This window comes from Tistrella bauzanensis (genome assembly GCF_014636235.1).
Classification (GTDB): Bacteria; Pseudomonadota; Alphaproteobacteria; order Tistrellales; family Tistrellaceae; genus Tistrella; species Tistrella bauzanensis.
Map to the genome: position 1 here is coordinate 73,270 of NZ_BMDZ01000005.1, position 17,201 is coordinate 90,470.

Annotated in this window: 16 protein-coding genes; all 16 read left to right on the forward strand. The window is 67.1% G+C overall.

The genetic code is table 11. The features are described 5' to 3' along the window. Window positions 1-266 precede the first annotated feature (266 nt). The 16 genes from tkt to IEW15_RS03925 all read left to right on the forward strand — a co-directional run bounded on the left by tkt (window position 267) and on the right by IEW15_RS03925 (window position 17,095). Window positions 267-2,276: a transketolase gene (gene tkt, locus IEW15_RS03850; RefSeq protein WP_188575087.1), complete on the forward strand. Its 2,010-nt coding sequence runs from the start codon at window positions 267-269 to the stop codon at window positions 2,274-2,276. Window positions 2,277-2,422: 146 nt separating this feature from the next. Continuing rightward, complete coding sequence (gene gap / locus IEW15_RS03855) at window positions 2,423-3,430, forward strand: type I glyceraldehyde-3-phosphate dehydrogenase (protein ID WP_188575089.1); 1,008 nt, start codon at window positions 2,423-2,425, stop codon at window positions 3,428-3,430. Window positions 3,431-3,547: 117 nt separating this feature from the next. After that, the gene (locus tag IEW15_RS03860; protein ID WP_188575091.1) at window positions 3,548-4,756 is read left to right on the forward strand and encodes a phosphoglycerate kinase; all 1,209 of its coding nucleotides are present in this window, start codon (window positions 3,548-3,550) and stop codon (window positions 4,754-4,756) included. 73 nt (window positions 4,757-4,829) lie between these two features. Further along, the gene (locus tag IEW15_RS03865) at window positions 4,830-5,213 is read left to right on the forward strand and encodes a hypothetical protein (protein WP_188575093.1); all 384 of its coding nucleotides are present in this window, start codon (window positions 4,830-4,832) and stop codon (window positions 5,211-5,213) included. Window positions 5,214-5,416: 203 nt separating this feature from the next. Further along, window positions 5,417-6,337 carry a class I fructose-bisphosphate aldolase gene (locus IEW15_RS03870; protein WP_188575095.1) on the forward strand — a complete coding sequence of 307 codons (921 nt, stop codon included), beginning with the start codon at window positions 5,417-5,419 and terminating at the stop codon, window positions 6,335-6,337. Beyond that, complete coding sequence (gene thiE / locus IEW15_RS03875) at window positions 6,334-7,002, forward strand: thiamine phosphate synthase (protein ID WP_188575097.1); 669 nt, start codon at window positions 6,334-6,336, stop codon at window positions 7,000-7,002. Before IEW15_RS03870 ends, thiE begins: the two co-directional genes overlap by 4 nt. Window positions 7,003-7,226: 224 nt before the next feature. Next, a complete protein-coding gene (gene efp / locus IEW15_RS03880; RefSeq protein WP_188575099.1) occupies window positions 7,227-7,793 on the forward strand; it encodes an elongation factor P in 567 nt (188 codons plus the stop codon). A 150-nt stretch (window positions 7,794-7,943) separates the two neighbouring features. After that, complete coding sequence (locus tag IEW15_RS03885; protein ID WP_188575101.1) at window positions 7,944-8,822, forward strand: inositol monophosphatase family protein; 879 nt, start codon at window positions 7,944-7,946, stop codon at window positions 8,820-8,822. Window positions 8,823-9,051: 229 nt separating this feature from the next. Further along, the gene (locus tag IEW15_RS03890; protein ID WP_188575103.1) at window positions 9,052-9,558 is read left to right on the forward strand and encodes an OmpA family protein; all 507 of its coding nucleotides are present in this window, start codon (window positions 9,052-9,054) and stop codon (window positions 9,556-9,558) included. 219 nt (window positions 9,559-9,777) lie between these two features. After that, window positions 9,778-10,953 carry a flagellar motor protein MotA gene (locus IEW15_RS03895; RefSeq protein WP_188575105.1) on the forward strand — a complete coding sequence of 392 codons (1,176 nt, stop codon included), beginning with the start codon at window positions 9,778-9,780 and terminating at the stop codon, window positions 10,951-10,953. Window positions 10,954-11,025: 72 nt separating this feature from the next. Next, window positions 11,026-12,321 carry a peptidoglycan -binding protein gene (locus IEW15_RS03900; protein ID WP_188575107.1) on the forward strand — a complete coding sequence of 432 codons (1,296 nt, stop codon included), beginning with the start codon at window positions 11,026-11,028 and terminating at the stop codon, window positions 12,319-12,321. A gap of 128 nt (window positions 12,322-12,449) precedes the next feature. Further along, window positions 12,450-12,671 carry a 50S ribosomal protein L31 gene (rpmE, locus tag IEW15_RS03905; protein WP_188575110.1) on the forward strand — a complete coding sequence of 74 codons (222 nt, stop codon included), beginning with the start codon at window positions 12,450-12,452 and terminating at the stop codon, window positions 12,669-12,671. 323 nt (window positions 12,672-12,994) lie between these two features. Further along, window positions 12,995-13,444, forward strand: a complete 450-nt coding sequence (locus tag IEW15_RS03910) for an Hsp20 family protein (RefSeq protein ID WP_188575112.1) — start codon at window positions 12,995-12,997, stop codon at window positions 13,442-13,444. A 503-nt stretch (window positions 13,445-13,947) separates the two neighbouring features. Further along, on the forward strand, window positions 13,948-15,288 hold the full coding sequence (gene proV, locus IEW15_RS03915; RefSeq protein ID WP_188575114.1) for a glycine betaine/L-proline ABC transporter ATP-binding protein ProV: 1,341 nt from the start codon (window positions 13,948-13,950) through the stop codon (window positions 15,286-15,288). After that, on the forward strand, window positions 15,288-16,133 hold the full coding sequence (locus IEW15_RS03920; RefSeq protein ID WP_188575115.1) for an ABC transporter permease: 846 nt from the start codon (window positions 15,288-15,290) through the stop codon (window positions 16,131-16,133). The genes proV and IEW15_RS03920 overlap by 1 nt, the downstream gene beginning before the upstream one ends. Window positions 16,134-16,213: 80 nt before the next feature. Then, a complete protein-coding gene (locus IEW15_RS03925) occupies window positions 16,214-17,095 on the forward strand; it encodes a glycine betaine ABC transporter substrate-binding protein (protein WP_188575117.1) in 882 nt (293 codons plus the stop codon). The last annotated feature ends 106 nt before the right edge of the window (window positions 17,096-17,201 follow it).

Here is a 17,201-nt window from a genome sequence, read left to right on the forward strand (position 1 = left end):
TCGACGGGCCAAGATAGGAACTGCCACCGCTCGCCGTCAATGACCCGCGATCGGCCTGTGGTCGGGGAATGGCGGCCCTGCATGCCCGGGTGGAACGACGGCACCCACGGCACGGAGCCTTGCGGAAATAGGCGGTTGACGGGGCGGTGACGGCCCGCCATCTTTGCGCCGCACGGCGCTTGTTTCAGGCAGTTGACGGATCGTCGGCGGCGGACCGGCAGCGAGCGTCGGCACTTTGCCGTCCCTCTTATGCTGCGTGAAGGCCGATGACCGCTCAGACGACCGATGCCCCCTCGACCGATGCGCCATCGCTGCGCGACATGGCGAATGCCGTGCGCACGCTCAGCATGGATGCCGTCGAGCGCGCGAATTCCGGCCATCCGGGCATGCCCATGGGCATGGCGGACGCGGCCACCGTTCTCTTCACCCGTTTCCTGAAGTTCGATCCGTCGGCGCCGAAATGGGCCGATCGCGACCGCTTCGTGCTCTCGGCCGGCCATGGCTCGATGCTGCTCTATGCGCTGCTGCATCTGACCGGCTATGCCGACATGACGCTCGACGAGATCAGGAACTTCCGTCAGCTCGGCGCCCGCACGGCCGGCCATCCGGAATATGGTCATGCCAGCGGGATCGAGACCACCACCGGTCCGCTGGGCCAGGGCATCGCCAATGCCGTGGGTATGGCGCTGGCCGAGCGTCTGCTCGCCGCCCGTTTCGGCGGGTCGGTGGTCGACCATTACACCTATGCCATCGTCGGCGACGGCTGCCTGATGGAAGGCATCAGCCACGAGGCGATCTCGCTGGCCGGCCATCTGCGGCTGTCGAAGCTGATCGTGCTGTGGGACGATAACGGCATCTCGATCGACGGCCCGGTGTCGCTGTCGTGCTCGGATGACCAGCGCAAGCGCTTCGAGGCCAGCGGCTGGGCGACCGATGCGGTCGATGGCCACGACCCTGAGGCGGTCGCCGCGGCGCTGGAGCGTGCGCGCACCAGCGACAAGCCGGTGCTGATCGCCTGCCGCACCACCATCGGGTATGGCGCGCCCAAAAAGGCCGGCACGTCCGGCGTTCACGGCTCGCCGCTGGGTGCGATTGAAATTGCCGGCGCCCGCGAGGCGCTGTCGTGGCCGCATGAGCCGTTCGAGGTTCCGGCGGCGATCCGCGATGCCTGGGCCACCGCCGGCCGGCGCGGCAGTGCCGATCGCAAGGCCTGGGAAGACCGTTTCGCAACCCTCGATCCCGACACCCGGGCCAGCTTCACCCGTGCGATGGCGGGCGAATTGCCGGCCGGATGGGCCGAGGCGCTCGATGCCCATATCGCCGCGATCATCGCCGATCCCAAGGCCGTTGCCACCCGCAAGGCCTCGGAAATGGCGCTGGAAGCGCTGGTGCCGGCGATCCCGGAGCTGATCGGCGGCTCGGCCGACCTCACCGGCTCGAACAACACCCGCACCAAGGCGATGAAGCCGGTGGCGCCGGGCGAATTCGACGGCCGCTATATCTATTGGGGCATCCGCGAGCATGGCATGGCCGCCGCGATGAACGGCATGGCGCTGCATGGCGGCGTCATCCCCTATGGCGGCACCTTCCTGGTGTTCACCGATTATTGCCGGCCCTCGATCCGCCTGTCGGCGCTGATGGAGCAGAGGGTCATCTATGTCATGACCCATGACTCGATCGGCCTCGGCGAGGACGGCCCGACCCATCAGCCGGTCGAGCATCTGATGAGCCTGCGCATGATGCCGAATGTGGCGGTGATGCGCCCGGCCGATGCGGTCGAGACCGCCGAGTGCTGGGCGGCGGCGTTGAACCGCACCACTGGTCCGTCGGTGCTGGCGTTGAGCCGGCAGAACCTGAAGCCGGTGCGCCTGACGGCCGAGGCCGAAAATCTGTCGGCCAAGGGCGCCTATGTGCTGCGCGAGGCATCGGCGGCACCGAAGGCGGTGTTGCTCGCCACCGGTTCGGAAATCGAAATCGCCATGGCCGCCGCCGAGGCGCTTGAAGCCCAGGGCATCGCGACCCGCGTGGTGTCGATGCCGTGTTGGGAATTGTTCGCAGACCAGCCGGCGGCCTATCAGGTCGAGGTGCTGGGCGGCGACGTGGTCCGCGTCGCGGTCGAAGCCGGCATCGGCTTCGGCTGGGAACGCTGGATCGGCGCCCGCGGCACCACCGTCGCCATGACCGGCTTCGGCGCCAGCGCGCCGGCACCGGAACTCTATCGTCACTTCGGCATCACCGCCGAGGCCGTTGTCGATGCCGTGAAGACGCGGATCTGACAGCCGGCCTGCGCGACTGCGCTCTCCCCCCTCCCTCTGATCGAGGGGAGCGCTGTCGCGGAGATGTCGAAGCGTCCCTATATCCCCCCAGGGGCGCCGTCCTGGCGGTCGGCGCCCTTAACGTCGAAGACAGTTCGGAGGAAGGCATGACCATTCGGGTGGCGATCAACGGCTTCGGCCGCATCGGCCGTGGCGTTCTGCGTGCGATCGTCGAGTCGGGCCGCACCGACATTCAGGTCGTCGGCATCAACGATCTCGCGCCTGCCGCGACCAATGCCCATCTGCTGAAGTATGATTCGGTCCATGGCCGCTTCCCCGGCACCGTGACCACCGGCCCCGACAGCATCGATGTCGGGACCGGCCCGATCCGGGTCACCGCCGAGCGCGACCCCGCGAAGCTGCCCTGGGCCGAGTTGAAGGTCGATGTGGCGCTGGAATGCACCGGCATCTTCACCAAGCGCGACGCCGCGGCGAAGCACCTGGAAGCCGGCGCCCGCAAGGTGCTGGTCTCGGCGCCGGCCGACAATGCCGACTACACCGTGGTCTATGGCGTCAACCATCAGGGCCTGACGGCCGACCACGTCGTGGTGTCGAACGCCTCGTGCACCACCAACTGCCTGGCCCCGGTCGCCAAGGTGCTGAACGATGCCGTCGGCATCGTCCACGGTTTCATGACCACGGTGCATGCCTATACCGGTGATCAGCCGGTTCTGGACATCGCGCACAAGGATCTGCACCGCGCCCGCGCTGCCGCGCAGTCGATCATCCCCACCTCGACCGGTGCCGCCCGCGCCGTGGGCCTGGTGCTGCCGGAACTGAAGGGCAAGCTCGACGGCGTCGCCGTGCGTGTGCCGACCCCCAACGTCTCGATGATCGACCTGACCTTCGTCGCCAGCCGGGCCACCTCGGCCGACGAGATCAACAACGCGATCCGCGCCGCCGCCGCCGAAGGCTCGCTGAAGGGCATTCTGGGCGTGGTCGACGAGCCGCTGGTGTCGATCGACTTCAACCACGACCCGCACTCGTCCAGCTTCGACCTGGGCCAGACCTCGGTGATCGACGGCACCTTCGTGCGGGTGCTGTCGTGGTACGACAACGAGTGGGGCTTCTCGAACCGCATGGCCGATACGGCCGTGGCGCTCGGCAAGCTCTGATCGATCCCTGACCGGCACAGGCCCCGCATAACGATGTGCGGGGCCTGTCGCCGTCGAACCGGTCAGAATATACCCGCTCATCGTCTTCGCCCGCAGCAACCGGAACCGCTTATCGCCATGTCGTCAAGCCAGCCCCTCCGCTTCAAGACCCTGGATCAGATCGATGTCGCCGGCCGTGTCGTCCTGGTCCGCCTGGACCTGAACGTGCCGATGAAGGACGGTGTCGTCACCGACGCCACCCGCATCGACCGTCAGGCACCGACGGTGCGCGCCCTGGCCGAACGCGGCGCCCGCGTGGTGGTGCTGTCGCATTTCGACCGGCCCAAGGGCCGGATCGTGCCGTCGATGTCGCTGAGGCCGGTTGCGGCACCGCTTGCCGCCGCCATCGGCCGGCCGGTCGCCTTTGCCGACGACTGCATCGGCGAGGCCGCATCCAGGGTGGTCGCCGCGCTGGATGATGGCGATGTGGCGCTGCTGGAAAACCTGCGCTTCCATGCCGGCGAAGAGAAGAACGAGGCCGGTTTCGCCGATGCGCTGGCGGGGCTGGGCCAGATCTTCGTGTCGGATGCCTTCAGCTGCGCCCACCGCGCCCATGCCTCCACCGTCGGGCTGGCCGAACGCCTGCCGACCGCTGCCGGCCTGTCGATGCAGGCGGAACTTGAGGCACTGGGTGCCGCACTGGCGGATCCCCGCCGGCCGGTGGCGGCGATCGTGGGTGGCGCCAAGGTGTCGACCAAGATCGATCTGCTGAACAATCTGGTGGCCCGGGTCGACGCGGTGATCATCGGCGGCGGCATGGCCAACACCTTCCTGCATGCGCAGGGCATCGCCGTCGGCAAATCGCTGTGCGAGGCCGATCTGGCCGAGACTGCCCGCGCTATCCTGGCCCGGGCCGAGGCGGCCGGCTGCCGGGTGGTGCTGCCGGTCGACGCGGTGGTCGCGCGCGAATTCAAGGCCGGTGCCGACAGCCACACGGTCGAGGTCACCGGGGTCGCCGATGACGAGATGATCCTGGATGTCGGCCCGAAGACGGTGGCCGAGGTCGAGGCCTGCATCGCCGGATCGAAGACCCTGCTGTGGAACGGCCCCTTCGGCGCCTTCGAGATCGCGCCCTTCGATGCCGCCACCGTGGCGGTGGCCAGGGCGGTGGAAAAACTGACCCGTGCGGGCGGCCTCGCCTCCATCGCCGGTGGCGGCGACACCGTCGCGGCGCTGGCGCATGCCGGCGTGCTCGATGCGCTGACCTATGTCTCGACCGCGGGCGGCGCCTTCCTGGAATTCTGCGAGGGCAAGGAACTGCCCGGCGTCGCCGCGCTGGCACAGTAACTGGCGCAATCCGGAACTGGCCCAATCCGGAACTGGCCCAATCCGGAACTGGCACAATCCGGCGGGAGGGGTGATGATCGCAGCCGGAGCCGATACCCCGCCCTGCCCCGACACCCCGCCCTGGCTGATCGCCGCGCAGGCGGACGTCATGCGGCTGGCCGCGGCGATCGAGGCCGGCACCATCACAAGGCCCGCGCGCGTGGCGACGCCGCCGGGCCTGCTGGCCACCGGCGGTATCGGCTGGATAATGGAGATCTGCCGGCTTCTGACCGCGACCCCGGCCACCGCCGGCATCCGCCTGCTGGTCGATTGCGGCGATGATGCCGCGCGCGCCCACCGGCTGGCACAAATGGGTGTGGCCGATCTGATCCTGGCCGCGCCACCTGCGGTTCTGGATGCGGTGAAAGCCGCTGCCTCGGGCGGAATCGTGGTGATCCAGGCCGAAATGCGGCTCTGACAGGCCGTTTTCGGCCTCTGACACGAAGATGTCGCGCCGTCTGACCCGGTCGGGTGATTGCAAATCGCGCACGCCTCGGTTAAAAGGCCCATCGAGCGGGCCGTGTCCGCGGAGCCGGGACGTTTTCAGCGCCCGGACAAGCCTTTACAGCAGCAGCGGTGGCATATTCGCCGCTGATGCGTCAGCCAGGGAACATCAGCCGGATGAAGATCACTCAGCGCGTGAAGCGGATCCTTGCCAATTATGAAGGCGAGAATCCCGGTGTGAAGACCAACCTCGCCCGCATCCTGATGGAAGGCCGCCTGGGCGGTACCGGGCGGCTGGTGATCCTGCCGGTCGATCAGGGCTTCGAGCATGGTCCCGCGCGCAGCTTCGCGCCGAACGTGCCGGCCTATGATCCCCACTACCACTATCAGCTGGCGATCGATGCCGGGCTGTCGGCCTATGCCGCCCCCCTCGGCATGCTGGAAGCCGGTGCCGACACCTTCGCCGGCGCCATCCCGACCATCCTGAAGGTCAACAGCTCCAACAGCCTGGCGACCGAGAAGGACCAGGCGGTGACGGCGACGGTCGACGACGCGCTGCGCCTGGGCTGCGCCGCCATCGGCTTCACCATCTATCCGGGCTCGGAATACCAGTTCGAGATGATGGAAGAGCTGCGCGAGCTGACCCTTGAGGCGAAGTCCAAGGGTGTCGCGGTCGTTGTGTGGTCGTATCCGCGCGGCGGCATGCTGACCAAGGCCGGCGAGACCGCGCTCGACGTCTGCGCCTATGCCGCCCACCACGCGGCCCTGCTTGGCGCCAACATCATCAAGGTGAAGCCGCCGACCGCCGAGCTTGAGCAGGACGAGGCGAAGAAGGTCTACGAGAAATACGACATCGCCCGTTCCACCCTGACCGAGCGGGTCGCGCATGTCGTCCAGGCGTCGTTCAACGGCCGCCGGATCGTGGTGTTCTCGGGCGGCAACGCCAAGGGCACCGAGGATCTGATGGAAGAGATCCGCGAGATCCGCGACGGCGGCGCCAACGGCTCGATCATCGGCCGCAACACCTTCCAGCGCCCGCGTGAGGAAGCGCTGGCGCTGCTCGACCAGATCATCAAGATCTATCAGGGCAAGGCGTGACCGCGTCCCGCGATTGCCGTCTCTATCTGCTGACGCCGCCGGCTTTCGAGCCGGCGGCGTTCGCCGACACGCTTGCCCGTGCACTGGATGCCGGTGACGTCGCCTGCCTTCAGATCCGCCTGAAGGATGTGCCCGACGACCAGGTCCGGCGCGCGATCGAACGTCTGCTGCCGGTCGCCCAGAGCCGCAATGTCGCGGTGCTGATCAACGACCGGCCCGATCTTGCCGCTGAAATGGGGGCCGACGGCGCCCATATCGGCCAGGACGACATGGATCAGGCAAAGGCCCGCAAGATCATGGGCCCGAACGCGGTTCTGGGCGTATCGGCCTATGACAGCCGCCATCGCGCGATGGTGGTCGCCGAGGATGGCGCCGATTACGTGGCCTTCGGGGCCTTCTTCCCCTCCACCACCAAGGAACCGCCGGCACGGGCCGGGCTGGATCTGCTGGAATGGTGGCAGGCGCTGATGGAGGTGCCCTGTGTCGCGATCGGCGGCATCACGGTCGCCAATTGCGCCGACGTGGTTCGCGCCGGCGCCGACTTCCTGGCGGTCACCGCCGGGGTGTGGAATTACGAAGCCGGTCCTGCCCAGGCGGTGACCGATTTCAACCGCGAGATCGCGCGGGCACTTGAAGACGAAGGCCCCGCCCCCGGCCGGGGCTGACGCCCGTCCGCCCGATGCCGGCGCCCGAAATCAAGGGGCGCCCGGCAACCGGTGGCGGCGCACCACCCCGCAGACCGACGACGGCGGCGGGTGCTTCGCGGGATGGCGGCGCCGGGACGCCCGACCAAGCCCCCCCCGACACCCCGACGCCATCCCGTTCCGTTTGCGACCGCAGCCGCGGCCCCACCAGGCCCGGCCGGTCCGGCACCGAAGGACCGACGCCTATGAAGATCAATGGCAACGCCATCCGCCCCGGCATGATCATCGAGCATCAGAACCGGCTCTGGGTCGCCCGCCGCACCATGCACACCCAGCCTGGCAAGGGCGGCGCCTATCTCCAGGTGGAGTTGAAGGACATCCGCAGCGGCACCAAGCTGAACGAGCGCTTCCGGGCCTCTGAGTCCGTTGAACGCGTGCGGCTGGACGAAAAGGAATACCAGTTCCTGTACGCCGACGGCGATATGCTGACCCTGATGGATCAGGAAACCTATGACCAGATCAATATCCACAAGGATCTGGTCGGCGAACCGGCGGTGTTCCTGCAGGACGGCATGATGCTGACCGTCTCCACCTACGAAGACGAGCCGCTGGCCGTGGCCCTGCCGGAATCGGTGGTCCTGGAAGTGGTCGAGACCGAGCCGACCGTGAAGGGCCAGACCGCCGCCGCGTCCTATAAGCCGGCGATGATGTCGAACGGCATCCGCATCATGGTGCCGCCGCATATCGAAACCGGCACCCGCGTGGTGGTGATGACCGCCGACCAGACCTATCTGGAGCGCGCGAAGGACTGACCTGCGGCATCCGCAGTTCCCTTCACCCGCCGATCCGGGGCATGATGGCGCCCCTTGGCAGGCCGGTCCGGTCCGCCAAGGGGCGCCGCATGCGTCGGTGCCACCGTTCTTTCAGTCCGTCTGCTGACCTACCGCCGGGAGTTGCCACCGATGGCCGTCCGTTCCCCTATTCTCAACGTCATGATCGGTGCCGCCCAGAAGGCCGCGCGCGGCCTGATCCGCGACTTCGGCGAGGTCGAAAACCTCCAGGTGTCCCGCAAGGGGCCGGCCGATTTCGTGTCGAGCGCCGATCTGAAATCCGAAAAGACCATCCGCGCCGAGCTGTCGAAGGCCCGCCCCGATTTCGGCTTCCTGATGGAGGAAGGCGGCGAGATCAAGGCCACCGGCACCGGCCCGTCGCATCGCTGGATCATCGATCCGCTGGACGGCACCCATAATTTCCTGCATGGCATCCCCCATTTCGCGGTGACCGTGGCATTGGAACGCGAGGGCGAGATCATCGCCGGCGTCACCTATGACCCGCTGCGCGACGAGATGTATTCGGCCGAAAAGGGCTATGGCGCCTTCGTCAACGATCGCCGCATCCGCGTGGCCGCCCGCCGCCAGTTGATCGACTGCGTGATCGCGACCGGCATTCCGCGCGCCGACAAGCCGAACCACACCGAGTATCTGAAGATGCTGGCCGGGATGATGAAGAACACCGGCGGCCTGCGCCGGTTCGGGTCCGCGGCGCTCGACCTGGCCTATGTTGCGGCCGGACGCTTCGACGGCTTTTTCGAGATCGACCTTCAGCCCTGGGACATGGCGGCGGGCATCGTGCTGGTCCGCGAGGCCGGCGGCTTCGTCAGCGACATCACCGGTGCCGAGGCCATGATGGACACCGGCGGTATCATCGCCGGCAACACCGCCGTGCACGGCCAGACCCACAAGGTGCTGAGCACCATGCTGGCCAAGCGTCCGCGTCGCCCCGACGAGACGATGGCGCCCGGCCTTCGCCCCCCCGCCGCACCGCGCGGGCCGCGCGGCTGAAACCATACCGTCGCACGCGCCGACACCTCTCTGAACCCGGTCGCAGCCGCCTGGCCACGCCCTGATCTGATGGAATGATGCCGCAGCACGGCACCAGAGGTGGCGGCGGGCTTGCCGCTGCTTCCGGGGCTGGGCTATGGTTGGGCCGGTCGGTCCGCCCAGCGGGCACCGGCCGGTACAGCCGTGCCGGGGCTCTGGGGCCTCGCGGGCGATCAGCCATCGGGATGCCATGACGCTCGCGTCGACGCCGCTCGTCCATTCGCCATATCGCCTGCCGGGCCACGACCGGCAGGCTGCCTCCCCATTGCCGCACGGGCGCCTGTCGTGCCGGCTCGCCGGCGTCGCGGCACTGGCGATGGCATTGCTGGCGGCACCGGTTGCCACCGGCGATGCCATCGTCCAGGCGGCCGAATCGGTATCGGCGGCGGCGATCACCGTGCCGTTCGATGCCGGCAGCGCCGAGATCCCCGCCAGCGGCCGCGAGATCATCCGCGCATTTGCCGCCACCGTTCAGCCGCAGGCACGCAGCCGCGTTCTGGTGGATGCCTATGCGACCGCGCCGGCCGGTGCGCCGGCGCATGCATCGCGCCGGTTGGCGCTGGATCGGGCACTCGCGGTCCGCGATATCCTGGCCGATGCCGGCATCGGCCCCACCCGCATCGAGTTGAAGGTCCACGGCGCCGCCACATCCGGTCCGGCCGACCGCGTGGACCTGGACGTGGCGCGGGCCGGGTGAGATGACGCAGACAATGGCGATGATCCAGATCTTCCCGTCCCATCCGGCTTGCCTGCCCCATCCGGGCGCCAGGCATGCGGGCCAGACACATGGCCTGCCAGCCGTCGATCGACGCCCCCGCCTCCCCCATCCCGGCCATGACCGCAGGCTCGCCAGCCACCTGGCTGCCGGTCACCGGTCGTCCGCTTCAGACCGTTCGAAGAGCAAGGGTTGATCCGCATGGCCCGCCCGACCACCGACAGCCTGACCCGCCCGCAACGCTATCTCGTGCGGATGATTATCTTCCTCGCCCTCACTTTGGGCGTGGTGGCCCTGCTCGGCGAGACCCTGATCGACGCCTTCATGACCAATCCGGTCCTGAACGCGCTGATCGTGGGCACCGCCGTTCTTGGCTGCGCCTATGCCATCCGTCAGGTCTGGCGGCTGAACAGCGAGGTCGCGTGGCTGGAAGGCTTCCGCCAGAACCGGCCGGGCATGGCGGCCACCCCCGCCCCCGATCTGCTGAACCCGATCGCCGCGATGCTGTCGCAGACCCGCGAGGACGCCAAGCTGTCGCCGATGGCCAGCCGGTCGCTGCTCGACAGCCTGGGCAGCCGCCTGGATGAGAGCCGCGAGATCAGCCGCTACATCATCGGGCTGCTGATCTTCCTGGGCCTGCTCGGCACCTTCTGGGGGCTTATTCAGACGATCAGCGCAGTCGCCGGCGTCATCGGCAACCTGTCGGTCGGCACCGGCGACGTCGGCCGGCTGTTCGACGACCTGAAGGCCGGCCTGGAAGCACCGCTCGCCGGCATGGGGACCGCGTTTTCATCCTCGCTCTTCGGTCTGTCCGGGTCGCTGGTGCTGGGCTTTCTGGACCTTCAGGCGGGCCAGGCGCAGAGCCGGTTCTTCAACGAGGTCGAGGAATGGTTCTCGCGGCTGACCAAGCTTGGCGGCGGCATGGGCGGCATCGAGATCGAGGGCGCGCCCGGCGCCGGCGCCTATCTGGCGGCGCTGGTGGAACAGACGGCCGAGAACCTGTCGGATCTGAAACGCACGCTGCAACGGTCTGATGAAGCCCGCCGGCAGGGCGACGAGAACCTGCGCGCGCTGACCGAACGGCTGGCGACGCTGACCGATCAGATGCGTGTGGAGCAATCGGTTCTGGTGAAGCTGGCCGAACAGCAGAAAGACCTGAAGCCGCTGCTGACGCTGCTGGTCGAGTCCCAGCACCGCGATGACGGCTTCGACGAGGCCAGCCGCGCGCATCTGCGCAATGTGGACATCCTTCTGGCCCGCATGGTGGAAGATATCCCCCAGGGGCGCCAGCAGGCTGTGGAGGACATCCGTTCCGAAGTCCGCCTTCTGGCCCGCACCATCGCGGCGCTGGCCGCCGAAGACGACGCCCGGCGCTGATCCGCGCCACTGTCAGACCACCCCGTCGCTCCGGCAACGGAGTTCGGTACCGCGTTCCAAGGATCGACGCTCATGCGCCGTTTACGCCGCAAACAGGGCGGCAGCGATATCTGGCCCGGCTTTGTCGACGCCCTGTCGTCGCTGCTGCTGGTCATCATCTTCCTGCTCGTGGTCTTCATGCTGGCCCAGTTCTACCTGAGCCAGGCGCTGTCGGGCCGCGAGGAGAAGCTGGACCAGCTGACCCGGCAGTTGAACGAACTGACCGAGCTTCTTAACCTGGAGCGTGCCGGCTCGGAAGAGTTGCGCGTGACCCTGGATCGTGTGTCGAGCGACCTGGAACGGTCGACCGCCGAGCGCGACAGTCTGGCGGCCAGGGTTTCGGCCGCCGATCAGCGGATCACTGCGCTTGAACAGGCCTTGAACGAGGCCGCGGAAAGCCAGCGCACCACCGAGGCCGACCGCGCCCGCATCGCCAGCGCGCTGGAAAGCGCCGAAGCCGACAAACGCAGCCTGACCGACCGGATGGCGGAACTGGAAGAGCGTCTGCGCATTCTGGACGAGCGGCTGGCCGCAAGCGAGCAGACCGCCGACGACCGTGCACTGGCCCTGCAGAGCGCCGGCGACCGGCTGGCCGATGCCGACCGCACCATCGAGGCGCAGTCGTCGAGCCTGATGGCGGCGCTGGACCGGGTCGACCGCCAGACCGCCCGGGCCGAGACCGCCGAGTCCCGGGCCGATGCAGCCGAATCGCGGCTGACCGACATGGCGGCACAGCTCGAACGGCTGAACCAGGAACTGGCGCGGCTGTCCGCCCTGCTGGATGAAAGCCGCGAACGCAGCGAGGAACAGAAGGCCGTGATCGCCGATCTGGGCCAGAAGCTCAACCAGGCCCTGGCCGCCAAGGTCGAAGAACTGGCGCGCTATCGTTCGGAATTCTTCGGGCGGCTGCGTGAGGTGCTGGGCGGCCGCGAGGACATCCAGATCGTCGGCGACCGCTTCGTCTTTCAGTCGGAAGTGCTGTTCGACAGTGGCGCATCGGAAATCAGCCCTGCCGGCCGCACCCAGCTTGCACGGCTGGGCGATGCGCTGAACCAGATCGCCGGCGAGATCCCCGACGACATCAACTGGGTTCTTCAGGTCGACGGCCACACCGATGTGCGGCCGATTTCCACCGCGGCATTCGCCTCGAACTGGGAGTTGTCGGCAGCCCGCGCGATTTCCGTGGTGAAGTTCCTGATTTCGCAGGGCGTGCCGCCCTGGCGTCTGGCCGCCGCCGGCTATGGCGAGTTCCACCCCATCGATACAGCCGAAACCAGCGATGCCTATCGGCGTAATCGGCGCATCGAGCTGAAGCTGACCAACAAATGATCTGAGGCCAGCCGACCGCTCACGGGCGGTCGGCTGGCCTCATACCGCGGCCGAATGGCGTTTCGGCTTGCCGACCTGCCCCAGCCATGGTATTCCGCAGCCTCGATTTTCCGCGAGGAGGCATCGCCATGAAACAGGGCATCCATCCGGATTACCACGAAATCACCGTGGTGATGACCGACGGCACGACGTTCCAGACCCGTTCGACCTATGGCAAGGCTGGTGATCAGCTGCAGCTTGACGTCGATACCAAGACCCATCCGGTTTGGACCGGCGGCACCGTCCGTCTGTCCGAGAAGGCCGGTCAGGTCGCGAAGTTCAAGAAGCGCTTCGCGAACTTCGGTATCTGAGCGACCCGCAGAGCGGCCCTGGCCCTCTGCCGGATCGTCCCGCGCGAAAGCCCGGCATCTGCGTCCCCTCGGGGCCGACAGGCGCCGGGCTTTCGCGTCTGCCGGGCCTTGGCATCCGGTCGTGTCGCGGGCTACATTTTCCGCGCGCCCGGACCTCTTGAACGCCCTTGTCAGGGCTCCTACATCATGGTCGTGCCGGGGCTGACAGTCAGACCGGCACCAGCCGACCGCCTCCCCTGTGCGGCCCGTGACGGGCGTATGAACGGATGCCAGCGGCGGCTGATCCCACCCACACGACACATTGCTCCTGGAGGATGTGACCCATGGCTGGTCTCCTGAATTACGCGCCCGCATTCCGCACCGTTCCCGCTTTCCGTGGTCTCGACGGATTCCGCTCGCCGCTGTTCGATCTGGTCGACCGGATCGCCGACAGTGCCCGGACAGACGGCGTCAACATCGCCCGTCTTGGCGACGACAGCTTCCGCGTTGAACTGGCCGTGCCCGGCTTCGTCGAATCCGAGGTCGAGATCACGGTCGAGGACCGGATCCTGACCGTGAAGGGCACCAAGCCCGAGGCGACCGAAGACGGTGTCACCTATGTCACCCGCGGTTTCGCGCCTGCGAGCTTCGAGCGCCGCTTTACCCTGGCTGAGCATGTCGAGGTGGAGAGCGCCGATCTGAAGGCCGGGGTGCTGAGCATCGCCCTGGTCCGCAAGCTGCCCGAGGCGCGCCAGCCGAAGCGGATCGCGATCGGCGCCGTCGGCACCGCGTGATCGAGGCCGGATGTAACCTGCCGTCACCAGCCATATCCGGCTGACCTGTGACGCGATGATGAAGAAAGCCCCCGCTGGCCCGGCGGGGGCTTTTTTTGTGCCCGGATGGGCCTTGGGGCAGCACACCAGCGGGCGTTCGGCATGCGATCCCCGCCTCTTATGCGTTAGATGCGTGATCACGAACAGACTTTATGCCCTCCCACGGGTTTTCAAAACCGGTCGCCTGTGATACATAGAGATCACGCATAGAATTCTGGACCAGGCATCAAGTCAGTCCAGAGCAACCCGGCGGTCTATCTGTCCGTGGACGATCTCGATCGTCTGGACATAGCGGGCCGGCGCTGATGGGCCCGTTCAATACGGCTATGCGCATCTCTGATGCGATTGTCACCCGATGGTTCGGCATGAAGGCTGGACTGTCCGGGCCCTTTTTTGTCTGGTGTCATCGCATGCCGGGCCGCAGTGCCGCCCTGATCAGGGCCGCCCGACCAGATCGATGGAGCATGACCGACAAGATCGTCGTCGAAGGAATGACCAAGGTTTTCGGGCCTCACCCCAGCCAGGCGCTGAAGCGCATTGCCAAGGGTGAAAGCTCAGCCGCCATCCATGAGGCCACCGGCAACACCGTCGCCGTGCGCGAGGTGAGCTTTTCCGTCAAGGCCGGCGAGATCTTCGTGATCATGGGGCTGTCCGGTTCAGGCAAGAGCACGCTGGTGCGTATGCTCAACCGCCTGATCGACCCCACCGAAGGCCGTGTGTTGATCGACGGCACCGATGTGACCGCCATGGATATGCGCAGCCTGCGCGATCTGCGCCGTCGCGATATCGCGATGGTGTTCCAGAGCTTCGCGCTGATGCCGCATCTGTCGGCGCTGGACAATGCCGCCTTCGGGTTGGCCGTGGGCGGTATGCCGGTGCCCGAGCGGCGCGAGCGCGCCAGGGCCGCCCTGGACAAGGTGGGGCTTGGCCATCTGGCCGACCGCTATCCGCATGAATTGTCGGGCGGCCAGCAGCAGCGCGTCGGCCTTGCCCGCGCACTGGCTCAGAACCCGACCGTGCTGCTGATGGACGAAGCCTTCTCGGCCCTCGACCCGCTGATCCGCACCGAGATGCAGGACGAGCTGATCCGCCTGCAGGAAGAGGAAAGCCGAACGGTCGTGTTCATCAGCCACGATCTGGACGAGGCAATGCGTATCGGCGACCGGATCGCGATCATGGAAGGCGGCCGGATGATCCAGGTCGGCACGCCCGACGAGATCCTGCGCGACCCGGCCGATGATTATGTCCGGGCCTTCTTCCGCGGTGTCGATGTGGCGCATGTCTATACCGCCGCCGATGTTGCCCGTCGCGAAGGCCTGACGGTGATCAACCTGTCGGAGTCCAACCTGCGCGCGGCCCTTGAACGCCTGCGCCGGGCGGAACGCGACTTTGCCATCGTTCACGACCGCCGCCGCCGGTTCCGCGGCATGGTGTCGGTGGAAAGTCTGGCCGCCGCGATTGCCGAACGCGACCGCAAGGCCGCCGGCAATCCGACTGCGCTGGCCGATCCGGAAGCGGTGATCAAGGCCGCCTTCCTGCCCGATGCCGTGACGGTGCCGTCGAACGCGTCGCTGTCGACCATCCTTGGCACGGTCGCGTCGGCACCCTATCCGGTACCGGTGATCGATGCCGACGGGCTGTATCTGGGTGTGGTCAGCCGGCGTGCGCTGCTGAATGCGCTGGATCGCGGCTCGGAAGATCCACAGGCACCCGAGGCCCTGGCGCCAGCGGATGCAATGGCGCCGGCGGATGCACTGGCGGCCGATGGCCCTGAACGTCAACGTGGCGGGGAGGCTGCAGAATAATGAGTGATCTCGGATTTACCCTTCCAATCGGCGATGGCGTCGAGGCGGTGGTCGAGTTCCTGCTCGACAATTTCACCCCCGCCTTCGACGCGATCGCCGATGTGGTGAAAGCCGTCGTCGACGCCTTCGCCGTTGCCCTGGCATGGATGCCGTGGTGGATAATGATCATCATCATCACTGCTATCGCCTTCTGGCGGGTTGGCCGCGGCTTCGCCGTCTTCGTAATCGTCGCCCTGTTCGCCCTGGTCGGCATGGATCTGTGGGACGCGACCATGCGCAGCCTGTCGCTGGTCATCGCCTCCACCCTGCTCAGTCTGGCGATCGGCCTGCCGCTGGGCATTGCCGCCGCCCGCTCCGACCGGGTCGAGAACATGCTCAGGCCGGCGCTCGACCTGATGCAGACCATGCCGCCCTTCGTCTATCTGATCCCGGCGGTGATGTTCTTCGGCCTTGGCCAGGTGCCCGGCGCCATCGCCACGGTGATCTTCTCGATGCCGCCGGCCGTGCGCCTCACCGCTCTCGGCATCCGCCAGGTGCCGGCCGAGATGGTCGAGGCGGGGCGCGCCTTCGGGTGCAGCGATCGCCAGCTGCTCTACAAGGTCCAACTGCCGAACGCGCTGCCGGCGATCATGGCCGGCGTCAACCAGACGATCATGCTGTCGCTGTCGATGGTGGTCATCGCCTCGATGATCGGCGCGGGTGGCCTTGGCAACGAGGTGCTGCGCGGCATCCAGCGGCTGGATATCGGCCTGGGCTTCGAAGCCGGGCTGGGCGTGGTGGTGCTGGCGATCGTGCTCGACCGGCTGACCCAGAGCGTCGGACGCAGCAAGGCGCGCAAGCGCTGAGCCCCGATGGCCGGCTCTGTGTTGGCCACCATCCCGTTCACTTTCTGATCGATCCTCGCACCTACCTGAAGGAGACCACCATGAGCTTCATCCCGAAGCGTGCCCTCGCGGCGCTCGTCGCCACCGCCGTCACCGGCGTGCTGGCGGCCCCGGCCACGGCCGCAGAGGAGAAGAAGATCAACATCGGCTGGACCGCCTGGTCCGACGCGGAAGCGGTGACCAAGCTTGCCGCCAAGCTGATGGAAGACCGCCTTGGCTATGACGTCGAACTGACACTCGCCGATATCGGGCCGCAGTATCAGGGTGTCGAAAACGGCGATCTGGACCTGATGATGATGTCCTGGCTGCCCGACACCCATGGCGATTATTACAAGAAGGCCGCCGGCAAGATCATCGATCTCGGGCCGATCTATACCGGCGCCAAGCTGGGCTGGGTGGTTCCGAATTACATTCCGGAAGATCAGCTCAAGTCGCTGGCCGACCTGAAGAAGCCCGAGGTCGCCGAGAAGCTGGACAGCAAGATCCAGGGCATCGACCCCGGTGCCGGCCTGATGCGGCTGTCCGATGAGGCGATCAAGACCTATGGTCTGGACTACGAGCTGGTCTCGGCTTCCGGCGCCGCGATGACCGCCGCCCTCGACCGCGCCATCAAGCGCGACGAGTGGATCGTGGTCACCGGCTGGAGCCCGCACTGGATGTTCGGCGCCTATGACCTGCGCTATCTCGACGATCCCGAGGGCGCCCTCGGCGGTGCCGAGCGGGTCCATGCCATCGCCCGTATGGGCCTGGATCGCGAGCAGCCGGAAGCCTTCGGTTTCCTCAGCCGCTTCAACATCCCGCTCGCCGAGCTGGAAGCGTTGATGGCCGAGGCGAACGAGACCTCGTATGAGGCCGCGGTCGACAACTACATCGAGAACCATCCGGCGCGGGTGGAATACTGGGTCACCGGCAAGATCGGCTGATCTCTGCCGTCCTGATCTGACGGAAGGGCCACCCCGGGCAACCGGCGGTGGCTCTTTTCGTTGGTGACGGTCGCTGTTATTCTATCCATGGTTTATATGTGCCTGG

Coding starts and splice junctions, on each gene's coding strand:
- tkt (WP_188575087.1), top strand. CDS start 267: ATGACCGCTCAGACGACCGATGCCCCCTCGACCGATGCGCCATCGCTG.
- gap (WP_188575089.1), top strand. CDS start 2,423: ATGACCATTCGGGTGGCGATCAACGGCTTCGGCCGCATCGGCCGTGGC.
- IEW15_RS03860 (WP_188575091.1), top strand. CDS start 3,548: ATGTCGTCAAGCCAGCCCCTCCGCTTCAAGACCCTGGATCAGATCGAT.
- IEW15_RS03865 (WP_188575093.1), top strand. CDS start 4,830: ATGATCGCAGCCGGAGCCGATACCCCGCCCTGCCCCGACACCCCGCCC.
- IEW15_RS03870 (WP_188575095.1), top strand. CDS start 5,417: ATGAAGATCACTCAGCGCGTGAAGCGGATCCTTGCCAATTATGAAGGC.
- efp (WP_188575099.1), top strand. CDS start 7,227: ATGAAGATCAATGGCAACGCCATCCGCCCCGGCATGATCATCGAGCAT.
- IEW15_RS03885 (WP_188575101.1), top strand. CDS start 7,944: ATGGCCGTCCGTTCCCCTATTCTCAACGTCATGATCGGTGCCGCCCAG.
- IEW15_RS03890 (WP_188575103.1), top strand. CDS start 9,052: ATGACGCTCGCGTCGACGCCGCTCGTCCATTCGCCATATCGCCTGCCG.
- IEW15_RS03895 (WP_188575105.1), top strand. CDS start 9,778: ATGGCCCGCCCGACCACCGACAGCCTGACCCGCCCGCAACGCTATCTC.
- IEW15_RS03900 (WP_188575107.1), top strand. CDS start 11,026: ATGCGCCGTTTACGCCGCAAACAGGGCGGCAGCGATATCTGGCCCGGC.
- rpmE (WP_188575110.1), top strand. CDS start 12,450: ATGAAACAGGGCATCCATCCGGATTACCACGAAATCACCGTGGTGATG.
- IEW15_RS03910 (WP_188575112.1), top strand. CDS start 12,995: ATGGCTGGTCTCCTGAATTACGCGCCCGCATTCCGCACCGTTCCCGCT.
- proV (WP_188575114.1), top strand. CDS start 13,948: ATGACCGACAAGATCGTCGTCGAAGGAATGACCAAGGTTTTCGGGCCT.
- IEW15_RS03920 (WP_188575115.1), top strand. CDS start 15,288: ATGAGTGATCTCGGATTTACCCTTCCAATCGGCGATGGCGTCGAGGCG.
- IEW15_RS03925 (WP_188575117.1), top strand. CDS start 16,214: ATGAGCTTCATCCCGAAGCGTGCCCTCGCGGCGCTCGTCGCCACCGCC.